The sequence below is a fragment of the Pseudoalteromonas sp. GCY genome (assembly GCF_016695175.1).
Classification (GTDB): domain Bacteria; phylum Pseudomonadota; class Gammaproteobacteria; order Enterobacterales; family Alteromonadaceae; genus Pseudoalteromonas.
The window spans coordinates 2,693,586-2,707,974 of the sequence record NZ_CP068023.1; the positions used below are offsets into that span (position 1 = coordinate 2,693,586).

12 protein-coding genes are annotated in these 14,389 nt (G+C 44.8%); 2 read left to right on the forward strand and 10 right to left on the reverse strand.

The features are described from left to right. Position 1: 1 nt before the first annotated feature. Complete coding sequence (locus JJQ94_RS17325) at positions 2-583, forward strand: GNAT family N-acetyltransferase (RefSeq protein ID WP_099032029.1); 582 nt, start codon at positions 2-4, stop codon at positions 581-583. Between the two features lie 324 nt (positions 584-907). On the opposite strand, the gene JJQ94_RS17330 is transcribed toward JJQ94_RS17325, so the two are convergent. Then, positions 908-1,939, reverse strand: a complete 1,032-nt coding sequence (locus tag JJQ94_RS17330) for an IS110 family transposase (protein WP_201435420.1) — start codon at positions 1,937-1,939, stop codon at positions 908-910. Between the two features lie 152 nt (positions 1,940-2,091). Continuing rightward, positions 2,092-4,062, reverse strand: a complete 1,971-nt coding sequence (locus tag JJQ94_RS17335; RefSeq protein ID WP_099029274.1) for a monovalent cation:proton antiporter-2 (CPA2) family protein — start codon at positions 4,060-4,062, stop codon at positions 2,092-2,094. Positions 4,063-4,214: 152 nt separating this feature from the next. Here JJQ94_RS17335 and JJQ94_RS17340 point away from each other — a divergent pair, with 152 nt between their 5' ends. Beyond that, complete coding sequence (locus JJQ94_RS17340; protein ID WP_099029275.1) at positions 4,215-5,111, forward strand: GGDEF domain-containing protein; 897 nt, start codon at positions 4,215-4,217, stop codon at positions 5,109-5,111. 33 nt (positions 5,112-5,144) lie between these two features. Here JJQ94_RS17340 and JJQ94_RS17345 read toward each other — a convergent pair whose 3' ends face one another. The 8 genes from JJQ94_RS17345 to fabZ all read right to left on the reverse strand — a co-directional run bounded on the left by JJQ94_RS17345 (position 5,145) and on the right by fabZ (position 14,380). Beyond that, the gene (locus JJQ94_RS17345; protein WP_099029276.1) at positions 5,145-5,492 is read right to left on the reverse strand and encodes a hypothetical protein; all 348 of its coding nucleotides are present in this window, start codon (positions 5,490-5,492) and stop codon (positions 5,145-5,147) included. Continuing rightward, entirely contained in the window at positions 5,485-6,792 is a 1,308-nt protein-coding gene (gene tilS, locus JJQ94_RS17350) for a tRNA lysidine(34) synthetase TilS (RefSeq protein WP_099029277.1), read from the reverse strand. The genes JJQ94_RS17345 and tilS overlap by 8 nt, the downstream gene beginning before the upstream one ends. 86 nt (positions 6,793-6,878) lie before the next feature. Then, entirely contained in the window at positions 6,879-7,835 is a 957-nt protein-coding gene (gene accA / locus JJQ94_RS17355; RefSeq protein ID WP_099029278.1) for an acetyl-CoA carboxylase carboxyl transferase subunit alpha, read from the reverse strand. A 16-nt stretch (positions 7,836-7,851) separates the two neighbouring features. After that, entirely contained in the window at positions 7,852-11,343 is a 3,492-nt protein-coding gene (gene dnaE, locus JJQ94_RS17360; RefSeq protein WP_099029279.1) for a DNA polymerase III subunit alpha, read from the reverse strand. 2 nt (positions 11,344-11,345) lie between these two features. Continuing rightward, on the reverse strand, positions 11,346-11,939 hold the full coding sequence (gene rnhB, locus JJQ94_RS17365; protein ID WP_099029280.1) for a ribonuclease HII: 594 nt from the start codon (positions 11,937-11,939) through the stop codon (positions 11,346-11,348). Next, positions 11,929-13,083 carry a lipid-A-disaccharide synthase gene (gene lpxB / locus JJQ94_RS17370; RefSeq protein WP_099029281.1) on the reverse strand — a complete coding sequence of 385 codons (1,155 nt, stop codon included), beginning with the start codon at positions 13,081-13,083 and terminating at the stop codon, positions 11,929-11,931. The genes rnhB and lpxB overlap by 11 nt, the downstream gene beginning before the upstream one ends. Positions 13,084-13,154: 71 nt before the next feature. Continuing rightward, complete coding sequence (gene lpxA, locus JJQ94_RS17375; RefSeq protein WP_017216085.1) at positions 13,155-13,928, reverse strand: acyl-ACP--UDP-N-acetylglucosamine O-acyltransferase; 774 nt, start codon at positions 13,926-13,928, stop codon at positions 13,155-13,157. Further along, entirely contained in the window at positions 13,928-14,380 is a 453-nt protein-coding gene (gene fabZ / locus JJQ94_RS17380) for a 3-hydroxyacyl-ACP dehydratase FabZ (protein WP_099029282.1), read from the reverse strand. Before fabZ ends, lpxA begins: the two co-directional genes overlap by 1 nt. Positions 14,381-14,389 lie beyond the last annotated feature (9 nt).

A 14,389-nucleotide genomic window follows, 5' to 3' on the forward strand; every position in this document is an offset into this window, starting at 1 on the left:
CATGTGGCCAACTGATAAACCACTGATCGGACACCATGTCACCCTTGAACCATTATCAACAACACATATTAATGCGCTGCAACAGGCAGTAAAAGATGGTGAAGCTTGGAAGCTTTGGTATGCCAATGTACCCACTCCAGACGATATGGAGTGCTATGTTAACACTGCGATAAGCCAAGCATCTGAAGGCAACATTGCCTATGCGGTAAGGCTAAATAGCAGCAACGAAATCGTGGGAACTACCCGCTATTACAATGCAGATATAGCCAATCGCCGTGCCATGCTAGGCTATACTTGGTACAGCGATAAAGTGCGTCGAACAGCGGTTAACACGGAGTGTAAGTTTTTGCTGTTGCAGCAACTTTTTGAAGATTTTGACGCCATTGCCGTAGAGTTTAGAACCCATTTTTTTAATCATGCCTCTCGCAATGCCATTGAGCGACTTGGCGCCAAGCTCGATGGTATCTTGCGCAGCCACCAGATCGGTAGAAACGGCGAACTAAGAGACACCGTTGTGTATTCGATTATCGCCTCAGAATGGTCCACCGTTAAGCAGCATTTATTGAGCAAGCTCGACAGGTAGGTAGTAAAAGCATAAAAGATCGCAGGGTAAACCTGCTTATATGGACTCCTCCAATTGTACAAGCCATTTTTAGCATTATTAGTGTGATTGCGTGCTTATATCCGGGCTCTTGATGAGGTGCTACCTCGGCCTCTTTGATGTATTCGCGCCCTTGTGCCTTATCTCCTACGCGGTATTTGTATACACCTGCGGTTTAACAGGCTCTCAAGGGTGGGTCTCACCGCTTAATGCTCTATCTTGGCTTGTTCAATACTGGGGGTAATCTCAGTATACTTTTTGCTTTCTTTTTCTGTTTATCTTGATTTTTTCTTCTGTTACTCAGTGCTATGCCGCTAAGATTTTTGGCTCGTATGTTGAACCGTTTTTAAGTAAGGCATAGGCAGTTCTAACCGTTTTGTTGGCCAATGCAATGGCAACACATTTCACGCTTTTCTTGGCGAGTAGGTTTTTTATCCAGCGTTCTTTCTCTGTGGTCGCTTCTTTATGTTTTAGCCTGCTGACTACCGTTCTTGCACCGAGAAACAGGTTTTTCCTTAATGTATTGCCTCGTCTTTTGGGGATATGCCCTATCTTGGCTTTTCCGCCTGATGAGTGCTGGGTCGGTGTAACACCTGCACATGCTGCAGCCCCTCTGGCATCACTAAATTGTGAAGTATTGCCTAAAAAGGATAGCAGCTCTATCGCGGTAATTGGGCCAACGCCTTCTAATGCCATTAAACGCTGGCAACTGTCATTTTGCTTGGTTATCGCTTCAACTTGTTTATGTAGCTGTGCTTTAGCGTTGCTTTGTGTTTTATATAGGTCATAACTCACCGCGAGTGCTTGTTTTAATGCGATAGGGAGCGCATTTTCAGCATCTTCTAAAATATCTGGAACCGCTTGTGTTAACGCTGCATCGCCTTGATTAATGACAACACCAAACTCTAATAGCAATCCACGTATTTGATTTGAAAGCTGGGTCTTTTGTTTATCTACTAAGGTTCTCGCTTGGCTCAGTGACTGCAACGTTTGCTCTTCAACTGTCATGATTTTACAGGGCTTCACGTTGTATGCTTGGCTTGCACTGGCAATGGCGAGGACATCGTTTGCATCGGTTTTTTGGCCTTGCCTAAACGCTTTTACGAACTTAGGGGGAAGCAACATGACGTCGTGCCCCAGTGACAGTGCTTTGCGAGCAATATGCTGGGCGCTACCACAAGCTTCCATCACGACCTTTGAACCCTCGGTTTTTGCTAGCAACTCAAGCATAGGTTCGCGTTTCATTGGCTTATTAAACTTGAGTTTATTGCCTTTCAGCTGTGCCACCTGGAAAATGTTTTTTGCCAAGTCGATAGCAATTAAATTAGACTGTGTCATGTATGGACTCCTTATTTGGTAAAAGTGTTTTGCAATATCTTTATACCGTACTCTCCCGATAAGGGGGAGGAGTCCATACATCTCCTACTCAGTGTCGTAGGAGGCGCTTTACGCGGCGATCTGTTAAAAAAGCATAAATTTAAGAAACGTTATTACGGTAGGCCATCGAGTAAAAACTGCTCCGCACGTTCAACGCGACGGGGTTTCCCCTTTAACAGCAAAACATCATTAACGCGTAAAACGGTTTGCTCATCTGGTTGAGCAATCTCTTCGCCGTCGCGTCTTAGCGCAGTAATATCAACGCGCTTAACGTTGAGCTCAAGCTCTGCAATTGACTTGTTTACGGCAAATGCATGGTCAGGCAAAGCGATGGCATGCAAATATTCTAACCGCTCACCTTTCACTTCATGCAGATCACTGCTATCTCCAGCAAAAAAACCATGTAAATACGGATAACGATTTTCTCGCTCTTTACTGACGCGACGAAAAATCCTGCGCATTGGCACGCCAGACATGTACAGCACATGAGAAACCAGCATCAAACTTGCTTCTAAAGTTTCTGGCACAACTTCTGCGACGCCCATGGCTTTTAATTGCTCCATGTAGCTGTCATCTTTCATTCGTACCAAGATCTTCACTTCGTGGGTGCGCCGACGAATGGCGTCTACAACCACTTGCGTCTGTTCAAAGTCATCAAAGGTAATAATAACCAAGCGCGCTTTATCAATATTTGCTGACTTTAATAGCGTTTTTTGTGCCGCATGTCCAAATAACACGGGCTCACCCGCAATTTGTGCGTCTTGTACAATTTGCGGGTTACGCTCTACCGCAATATAAGGAATAGCCTCTGGACGTAAAAATCGTGCGATAGTTTGACCAACACGCGCGTAGCCAAAAATTACAACATGATTTTTTAAATCAGCCGCGTTATAACCACTTGGTGCTTCGGGTTGCCAGTCTTTTTCTATCCCTAATATATTAAGAATATGCGCGGTTTTACTTATAAGATAAGGCGTTAACGCCATAGAAAACACGCCAAGCGTAATCAAGAAAGACACTTCATTCTTGTCTAGTAACTGATGTTTACTGGCAAGAGCAACTAATACAAAGCCGAACTCCCCCATTTGCCAGATCAAAATACCAGCACCCCATGCGTCTTTTTTACGCTCTCCCATTAACTGCGCAACGCCAACGATGATCAACACTTTGATCACAAGTACAGCAGCAAGTGCTGCGACAATATAAATAAACTGGTCGAGTACATAAGGAATATCTAGTTGCATACCCACTGTGACAAAAAAGAGTCCCATCAGAATATCTCTAAATGGTCTAATTTCTGCCTCAAGCTGATGCCGATATTGGCTTTCCCCTAACATCATGCCCGCTAAAAATGCGCCAAGTGCCATTGAAAGCCCGAATGCATAAGTGAGCGAACCCGCGCACAGGGCAACAACCAAGGTAGATAAAACAAAGAGCTCGTCTGTTCTTACTAACGCGATTTCGTTAAATATTCTAGGTAGTAACCACTTACCTATTGCCCATAAAACCAGACACACAACCGCACCCTTGGCAAACGCAAAAAGTAACGCTGATGCCAGCTCTGAATTACTCGCAGAGGAAATAAGCGGAAATGCGATTAGCAGCGGCACAACAGCAATATCTTGAAATAACAACATGCCGATACCGAGTTGACCATGACGTGTGTTGAGCATTCCCAGCTCTTTTAACAGCTTAACCACAACCGCCGTAGAAGAAAGTGCGATGAGACTCGCAATCACAAATGCGCCCACCCACTCATATTGCATAAAACGCAACACTAACATACCAATGATCGTGGTCACAATGACCTGCAAACTCCCTAAGCCGAATACTACGTTTCGCATTGCCATTAATTTTGGCACGGAAAATTCAAGCCCTAAACTGAACAGTAAGAACACGATCCCAAGCTCGGCCATAAAGTGAATTTCTTGGCTGTCACTCATCCATCCAATGCCGTGACTGCCCGCAATGACCCCAGTGAGCAAATAAGCCAGAATAGGCGGCAAGCCAATCCGCTTAAAGGACCAGACTAAAATCACAGCACATAACAGCAAGGCAAAAACCTGCGCGAAGATACTTTGCAATCTGCCTCCTGAGCGAAAAGTTGACGGGGAATATAGGTGGATTTCTTTTTCTTTCTCTTAAATATAGCAAGCGTTTGTTTTTAAGCCAGTTTAAATTTTTGGCATAAAGTTCGCATATTAATCACGTATTGTTGTATTTAAGGGGAAGAAATATGGAAAATGTCCATATTTTGACACAGAGGTTGCCGACCAGAGGCGATTACTTGCCGTTCAATTCTGAACAGTATAGTACGCAAGGCGGTGAACACTACGCGCGATTAGTCGACAAACTTCAGACAACGCTCAACATTGATGAGCTGTTGACTATTTATGCGGAGCATGTGGCAAGAATTTCAAAAATTTCGGGACTCCAGTTCCACTGTAGCCTTGGCGTCTTTCAGATGAAGGACAGCAATAGCCAATTTCCGGCTAGTACGTTTGATCTTGAGCTCGAAAAAGAGCACTTAGGACAGCTGGTGTATTTCAGTGAGTTTCCATTTAGTGAAGCGATCAAGGCAAAATTGTCAAAATTACACGCCTGTTTAATTTACCCAATGCGTAATGCCTTGATGTACAACCGTGTATTGCAATTAGCAACCAAGGACTCTCTAACGGGACTTTATAATCGCAGTCAATTTACTGACAATCTAGAAGAGAAACTCGAGCGTTGCCGTCGTCAACATCGTAATTTTAGCCTAATGCTTTTAGATTTAGACAATTTTAAGCAAGTGAATGATGTTCATGGTCATAAAGCCGGTGATGAAGTGTTGGTTGAGTTTTCACGTATTTTGCAAACCTCAACGCGCGCGACTGATTCGGTATTTAGATTCGGTGGTGATGAGTTCGCCATTTTAATTGACGACCCTGCGTTTACTACCAACAAAGTGATCGCTGAAAGAATTATGGAAGCCGTAAGAAAGTCGAGCATGTTGGCTAAATATACGGTGACCACGAGCATCGGTTTTACGCTGGCATCGAGCCATGATACTGCCGACAATATATTTGCTCGTTCGGATAGCGGCTTATACCGCGCCAAAGCAGCCGGACGAAACTGCGCTCGCGCAGTATAAAAAGCCACTTCCCCTTTTGCTCAGTGTTATGCGTTAACGCTGAGCACCCTTTCCTATGTATAGGTATGCCATCAGGGCAAGTGCCGCGCCGTTAAAAAATCCATTTATTACCCATGCAAGCGCAAGGAAATCGGGTAACTCTGAAAACATCACCGCAAGCATTGGCGCAAGTAGGCCAAGAATAAAATACATGCCACCTTTACCATGCCAATACAGAAGTAAAAACACGATGCTGATAATGCCTGATGCGGAAGCAAATATTTGATTCAGCCACACCACTTCACTCGACATAAAGAGTACGATAAACACCACCACGGTGAACACCACCGCATAAGGCGCTTTTTGCGCTAACTGTTGGCCAATCTTTTTACTTTCAGTCATCTTTTACTATCCAAATAATGCCATTGTCTTCTGCGTGCTCAGCACTCACAAACAGTCCGTTCACCGCAACAGGTGTATCATTGTAATAAACAACCGCAATATAATCACGCTCCCAGCTTGGAATGTACAAATCTTTTAGCCAATGTTTCAAGGTATTAGAGCCAGGTTTGCCCTGTGGTTTGATTTTATCTTTAAGTCTGCCGTAGCGAATGCTAACGATTTCGTTCGAGAAAGGTTTGCGGATCCCCTTGCCCGTTTGTATAGCAACAGGTGTACTTTGCCCGCTGAGTTCATTGAGATTAACGGTCTCAATATCAAGTTTTTGGCTATTTTCCGTTACCCAATAAAGTGCGTCACGATAACGCCTCACCGCGCCTTGCTTAAAACGTATTTCAAGTTGACTGTCTTGGCGTGATGAAAACGCCTGTTGTACGATTTCATCTAGCTGTTTGTGACTCGGCATCTCAATGCCTTGCTTTGATATCCACAGTCTGATGACATTATCTCTCCTTGCATAAGAAAGCTGTTGTAAAACCGTGATATTTAGCGCCATCCGACAACGACACTTTTGCAAGTCTTCTTCACTCACCTCATCAATTATGGTTTGTTGGCGCTGTAAAATATCAATACTGCGCAGTGTGTTACCTACAAAACCATTGAATCGAGAGGTGAGTAACGGGATCACCTGATTGCGCAAAAAGTTACGGTCAAACGCATCATCTGCGTTGGACTCATCCGTAATATGCTCAAGGCCAAACTGCTGTGCAAATGCTTCAATCTCGCTGCGACTAACAGCAAGTAATGGACGAATACAATAGCGCCCTGATGGCAGCTGAGTAGTCGCTCTCATCGCTCCAAGCCCCAGTAACCCTGAGCCGCGCTTTAATCTCAGTAAGAAAGTTTCAACTTGGTCATCGGCATGTTGCCCAAGCACGATTGCGTAACCGGCTTTGGCCGCATCATCTAATGCTTGATAGCGAGCTTCGCGTGCTTGCGCTTCAAGGCTAGTACGGGTTTTCCGAGTAATAGCAACCTGTTTTGCAACAAAGGGAACATTGAGTGTTTCGCAAAGCGATTGGCAAAATCGCTGCCAGTGCGTGGCGTGCTGAGATAAGCCATGATTAACATAAACCGCTTGGAGTGTAACATTATGCTTATTTGCATATTCTCGACAAAGATGGAGCAACACTACCGAATCCACACCGCCAGATAAGGCAATACACAACCCTTTGGCGTCAAGGCCGGAGCTCAATACCTTTAAACTTGACTCTACTTGTTGGTAAACCCGACTATTAATCATGTTTTCTACAATCAATAAAAAAAGCCGCTCAATAGCGGCTTTTTAACTTAAATTAGCATTGATATCAATACGAGCAGAAACTCGTATTAACAATAACCAAATGACATCAGGCGCTTATAACGCTGATCTAACATCTCTTCGGTGCTTAGCGCTTCAAGATCAGCCAAGTCACGTTTAAGCTGCGCCTTCAGGTTTTTCGCCATCGCATCGTAGTTGCGGTGCGCACCACCTAGCGGCTCTTCAATGATGTTATTGATAAGATCCAGCTCTTTTACGCGAGAGGCTGATACACCCATTGCTTCTGCTGCAAGTGAAGCTTTGTCTGCACTCTTCCAAAGAATAGAAGCACAACCTTCAGGTGAGATCACAGAATAAGTGCTATATTGTAGCATGTTTACTCTGTCACCTACCCCGATAGCCAATGCGCCACCAGAGCCGCCTTCACCGATCACGGTACAAATGGTTGGTACTTTGAGCGCTGCCATCACCTTAAGGTTACGTGCAATCGCTTCACTTTGACCGCGCTCTTCAGCGCCTACACCCGGATAGGCTCCCGGTGTGTCGATAAAGGTGATGATTGGCATCTTAAAGCGTTCAGCCATTTCCATTAAGCGTAATGCTTTACGGTAACCTTCTGGCTTTGGCATACCAAAGTTACGTTTGATTTTTTCAGCCGTATCGCGACCTTTTTGCTGACCGATAATCATTACTGGCTTGTCGTCAAGACGTGCAACACCACCAAGAATAGCCGGATCGTTAGCAAAAGTACGGTCGCCCGCGAACTCGTCAAACTCGGTAAAAATGCGTTCAATATAATCGCGAGTATATGGACGAAGTGGATGACGCGCTAATTGAGACACTTGCCAAGCGCCTAAACCGTCGAAGATTTTCTTTGTTTGCTCAACATTTTTGTCTTTTAAGCGGCTGATCTCTTCTTCAAGGCTAAGATCTAAATCGCCAGAGCGACTAACGTTTTGTAATTCTTTGATTTTTGCTTCCAATTCAGCGATTGGAAGTTCAAATTCAAGATAATTGAGGCTCATGCTCTAAACTACCTGTTTAGTTAAATTCTAATTCTAATTCCTGCGCCGCCAACAGTGATAAACGAGTTAAAAGCTCATCACTTGGCGTCACACACCATTGTGTTCCTAATGTTAACTCTGCTAATGCATCAGGACGCTGATATTTAATTTTTACCGGACACGTTCCAAATTTATATGGTTCTAGCACTTTTTTGAAATTATCAAAGAAGTTCGCGTCAATTTGAGCCATATTTAGCGTCATTTTTATTGCACTAATACGCTTTTCTCGCGCCTGAGCAATGGTAGAGATTTCTCTTGCGGTCATTGTAATGCCACCAGAGAAGTTATCAAAGCTGACCTGTCCAGATATTACCAAGATTTGGTTAATTTGCAGCATTTCTTGGTACATTTCAAACTGTTCAGGAAATAAGCGTACATCAATTCGGGCACTTTTGTCATCTAGAGTAATAAGCCCCCAACGCGCTCCTTTTTTGTTTATCAAGGTACGAGCATTGATAACTAGTCCCGCCGCGGTTGCTACCGTATCACGATTACCGGGTTGTAAGTCAACTAACTTGCCAGAGGTATAATATTTTAATTCTTTGCGATATTGATTAATTGGGTGACCAGTTAGGTAAAGACCTAAGGTTTCTTTTTCCCCATTTAACCATTCTTTATCGCTGAGCGGCGTGGCTTTGATAAAGGCTTGTTCAACCTCCTCGGGCTCAACCGCAAGCAAACCAAATAAGTCGCTCTGTCCAAGTGATTCGGCTTTGTGATGCTGCTCTGCTGACTTCATGGCATCCTTTAAACTTGCCAGTAAAGTCGCGCGCCCTGGCTGATCTCCGTCTGGGCCTAGCTTATCAAGCGCTCCTGCGTATATTAGCTTTTCAATCACGCGTTTATTTAGGCGCTTTAAGTCAACTCGCGCACAGAAGTCGAATAAATCTTTAAATTCTCCCCCTTGGGCTCGCGCTTCAAGGATCGCTTCAACAGGGCCTTCACCCACGCCTTTTATCGCCCCTATACCATAGACGATTTCACCTTGAAGATTTACAGCAAATTTGTAGACACCGGCATTCACGTCTGGTGGTAGCAGCGTCAACTTCATGTTTTCGCATTCATCTACCAAGGTTACGATTTTGTCGGTGTTATCCATATCCGCTGACATTACCGCCGCCATAAACTCGGCAGGGAAATGGGTCTTCATCCATAGCGTTTGGTACGACACTAACGCGTAGGCTGCGGAGTGAGATTTGTTAAAGCCGTAACCCGCAAACTTTTCTACCAAGTCGAAGATTTTCATCGCAAGTTCGCCTTCGACGCCATTGTTTTTGGCACCATCTTCGAACGTTGCACGTTGCTTCGCCATTTCTTCGGGCTTTTTCTTACCCATCGCACGACGAAGCAAGTCAGCGCCACCTAGGCTATAACCTGCAAGCACCTGCGCTATCTGCATTACCTGTTCTTGGTAAAGGATGATCCCGTAGGTCGGCTCCAGTATAGGTTGTAGACTTTCGTGCTGGTATTGTGCGTCTGGATACGATACTTCTTCACGACCGTGCTTACGGTCGATAAAGTTATCTACCATGCCCGATTGCAAAGGACCCGGGCGGAATAGCGCAACCAGTGCGATCATGTCTTCGAAACAGTCTGGCTTCAAGCGACGGATCAAGTCTTTCATACCACGAGATTCCAGCTGGAATACCGCAGTTGTTTGTGCGTCTAATAACACTTTAAAACTTGCAGGGTCATCCAGTGGGATGGCTGCGATATCAATCGGCTCACGACTTTCTCTGCCAAGGCGTTCGTTCGCCATGTCGAGCGCCCATTGCAAAATGGTTAGCGTTCTTAGACCGAGGAAGTCAAACTTAACCAGACCTGCGGTTTCTACGTCATTCTTATCAAACTGGGTAACTGGGAATTTACCTTCTTCGTCACAATACAGCGCTGCAAAGTCGGTAATGGTGGTAGGCGAGATAACAACACCACCGGCGTGTTTACCCGCGTTACGCGTACAGCCTTCAAGAATACGACATTTATCAATCAGTTCACGAACTTCTTCATCGCTATCGTAAGCTTCAGGCAAGCGAGGCTCAACATCAAACGCTTTGGCAAGTGTCATACCAGGGTCGCCAGGTACAAGCTTGGAGATCCTATCTACGAAGCCATAAGGGTGACCAAGCACACGACCAACGTCTCGAATTACCGCTTTTGCCGCCATCGTACCAAAGGTAATGATCTGAGATACTGCGTCTCGACCATACAGTTTAGCAACGTGGTCAATTACCTCGTCTCGTCTATCCATACAAAAGTCGACGTCAAAGTCTGGCATCGAAACCCGTTCTGGGTTAAGGAATCGTTCGAATAGGAGATCGAATTCAAGTGGGTCAAGATCTGTGATCTTAAGCGCATATGCCACCAAAGAGCCGGCACCGGAACCACGACCAGGACCTACAGGGATGCCGTTATCCTTACTCCACTGAATGAACTCCATTACGATTAAGAAGTAACCCGGGAATCCCATTTGGTTGATAACGTCGAGTTCAACCTGCAGACGGTCGTCATACTCACCACGCTTTTCTTTGCGCTCATTTTCATCAGGAAATAAGAACTGTAAACGTTCTTCTAGACCATCTCGCGACACTTTTACCAAGAAATCTTCAATCGCCAGATCGCCCGTTGGATAATCTGGTAGGAAGTAGGTGCCAAGTTGTACCGTCACGTTACAGCGTTTGGCGATTTCTACGGTGTTTTCTAAAGCTTCTGGAATGTCACTAAAGAGTGCTTGCATCTGCTCAGAAGTCTTCAAATATTGCTCTTTAGAAAAGCGCTTTGGTCGATTTTTGTCTTCTAATGTATAACCGTCGTGAATAGCAACACGAATTTCGTGGGCATCAAAGTCTTTTTCATGTAAAAACACCACTTCATTCGTCGCCACAACGGGTATATTACGCGCAGCCGCGACCTCCACAGCACCATGGAGATATTCTTCTTCTTGTGCACGTGCGGTGCGTTGCAGCTCAATATAAAAATGGTCGCTAAAATGCTGCTCGTAAAACGCGAGCGTTTCTTCAATTAGCTTAGGATTGCCTTTTAAGATGGCTTTACCTAAATCGCCATCTTTCGCGCCGGAGATAAGGATCAGCCCTTCTTTGTATTTTGCGAGCCATTCTTTATCGATTACGGGACGATGGAATACATGGCCGCGAAGATAGGCATCGGAGATCAACAACGTTAGGTTTTTATACCCTTGATTGTTCTTAGCGAGAACGAGAATTCTACTCGGCTCGTCGGGAAATTGATCTGACTTCAGCCAAAAATCCGCACCAATTATTGGCTTGATCCCTGCCCCGTGTGCGCCACCATAAAAACGCACCAAACCACATAAGTTCATTTGATCGGTGATGGCAAGCGCAGGCATTGCAAGCTCTTCGGCCCTTGCCACAATTGGTTTGGTCTTCGCTAGACCATCCACCATAGAGAAGTCACTGTGTACACGCAAATGGACAAACTGCGGGGCTGGCATGCTTACTCCTTCTCGGCCAAAATTCGTTGCACAGGCTTAAAGCTTGTACGGTGATGTGGAGTGACACCATGTGTTTCGAGTGCGGCAAAGTGGGCTTTGGTTGGATAACCTTTGTGACCTGCAAAACCAAACTCTGGATATTCCGCGTCGAGTGCTAACATCTCATTGTCTCGGGTGACTTTCGCCAATATGGATGCCGCACTTATCTCGGCAACTAGGCTATCCCCTTTTACGACTGCGGTCGCCGAAACACTCAGCTTAGGTAAACGGTTTCCATCAACAAATACATGATTTGGTTGAATTTCCAATCCTTCAACTGCGCGTGTCATCGCCAACATCGTTGCGTGGAGAATATTCAGATCGTCAATTTCTGCAACTGACGCTCTCGCAATACAGTAACATAATGCCTTTTCTTTTATTTCTTCTGCCAATGCAATGCGCTTTTTCTCCGACAGTTTTTTGGAGTCGGTTAAACCTACAATCGGTTTGCTTGGATCTAAAATGACGGCAGCGGTCACAACGTCACCCACCAACGGGCCACGTCCTACCTCGTCAACGCCTGCAATATACTGCACATCAGGACGTTCAATTTGCATCTATTAACTCCATCACAGCCTGAGCCGCTTGTTTGCTGGCATTTAGGCGAATGTTCTCATGTATCTCGTAGAACTTTCTAATCAGCTTGCTATTATTGCCTTTTAACATCGGGAAAAGTGCATCGGCGAGTGCATCAGGATTACACTCTGCCTGTAAAAACTCAGGCACAAGTGGTGCGTCGGCCAATAAATTCGGCAATGCAAAGTATTTGATGTTAAAGGTAAAAAAGGTATTAAAAATCCAATAACTCTTAGGGTTCAGCTTATACCCTACTACCATTGGCTTTTTGTATAGCATTGCCTCAAGTGTGGCAGTACCCGAAGCCAGTAAAACGGTATCCGCTGCTTGCATTGCCAGTGCTGACTGGCCGTCAAGCATAATTGGGTTCAATTCCGGTGCGACTTCTTTCAAGGCTTCCAAAAACTGCGCTCTGCGCTTTTCGTTTACCAAAGGCACGACTATTTTTAAGTTAGGAATTTTATCGACTAATTTTTTTGCAGTCGCAAGATAAGTGCGACTCAATAAGCCAACTTCAGAGCCCCGGCTGCCTGGAAGCAGTGCTAAAACCGTATCATCTTGGCTTAAGTTCAGCTGTGCACGCGCACCTGCGGTATCCGGCTCAAGTGGAATTTCATCCGCTAGCGTATGACCCACAAATGTACAAGGCACTTCATGTTTATCATAAAAGGCTTTTTCGAATGGCAGCAAAGACAGCACTAGGTTAGTCGCTTCGGCAATCTTATGGATGCGTTTTTGACGCCATGCCCACACACTCGGGCTTACATACTGAATGGTTTTAATTCCAGCCGCTTTCAACGGTTTTTCAACACGCAAATTAAAATCCGGCGCATCGATACCGATGAATACATCAGGTGGATTATCAATAAAGTAGTTCACCAACTGCTTTTTAATTTTTAGCAAGCGAGGTAAGCGACCAAGCACTTCGACTAATCCCATGACAGCCAATTCATCCATGTCAAACAGGCTTTTACAACCAGCTTGTTGCATTTTAGGACCACCGATCCCGACAAAATTGGCATTGGGGTAATGAAGTTTTAGCGCGTTTATGAGGCCTGCACCGAGTATATCGCCCGATAACTCTCCTGCGACCACGCCAATGGTGATATTTTTTTCGTTAGCCATTGTTATTTTTCAGTATAAAAAACGCCATACAAAATGTATGGCGTAAGTATAACCTGTATTGCGGTTCAAGTTTAGCGGATCAAACCACGATTAGAAGTCGCAATAAAATCAATCATTTGTTGAACTGCTGCGAACTCAGAAGCATCTTCTTTTAGCGCTTCTAACGCATCTTCTAAACGCAGTCCCTTACGGAACAACGTTTTGTATGCGCGTCTTGTTGCCATGATTTCATCAGACTCAAAGCCGCGACGCTTTAAGCCTTCAGTATTAATTGCAACGGGTCTTGCTGGCGTGCCAGTCGTTGTAACAAATGGCGGCACGTCTTGGTTCACACCCGAGTACATACCAATAAAGGCATGTGAACCCACTTTACAAAATTGGTGTACACCTGAATTACCCGCAAGGATAACCCAGTCACCGATATGTACATGTCCGGCTACACTCGCATTGTTAGCGAAAATCACATTGCTGCCAATGACTGCGTCGTGTGCCACATGGGTGTAAGCCATAAATAAGTTGTTGCTACCAATTCGAGTGATCCCTTCGTCTTGAATTGTGCCACGATGGATAGTCGCACACTCACGAATAACGTTGTTATCACCAATAATTAGCTTGGTTGGTTCATCCTTGTACTTTTTATCTTGGCAGGCTTCCCCTACTGACGCGAATTGGAAAATGTGATTGCCTGAACCAATCTCAGATGGGCCTTTGATCACTACATGTGATTCAATCTTACAGTTATCACCAATGACAACGTCATTACCAATATAACTATAAGGGCCTACAGAAACATTCTCGCCTAAACGCGCGCCTGATTCGATAATTGCGGTAGGATGAATAGCCATTAAAACTCTCTTCTAGCACACATAATTTCAGCTGAACACACAGTTTTGCCTTCTACTTTAGCTTCAGCACTGAATTTCCAGATATTACGGCGTTCTTTTTCGAACTTAACATGCAAATGCATCGTGTCACCCGGTAGAACAGGTTGTTTGAAACGTGCATTATCAATCGCCGCAAATAAGTATAGTTCATTCTCGCTGCGATTCTCGACCGTTTTAAAACCAAGTAAACCTGTTGCCTGAGCCATCGCTTCTAGGATCAACACACCTGGGAAAATTGGTTGCTCTGGGAAGTGACCCGTGAAAATAGGCTCATTAATCGTCACGTTTTTAATCGCGTGAAGATGTTCACCTGGCTTAAAGTCTACCACTTTGTCAACAAGCAACATTGGGTAGCGGTGCGGAAGAAGTTTTAAAATCTCTTGGATATCAAAGCTGTTTAATTCGTTAGCCAAAATAGCTTC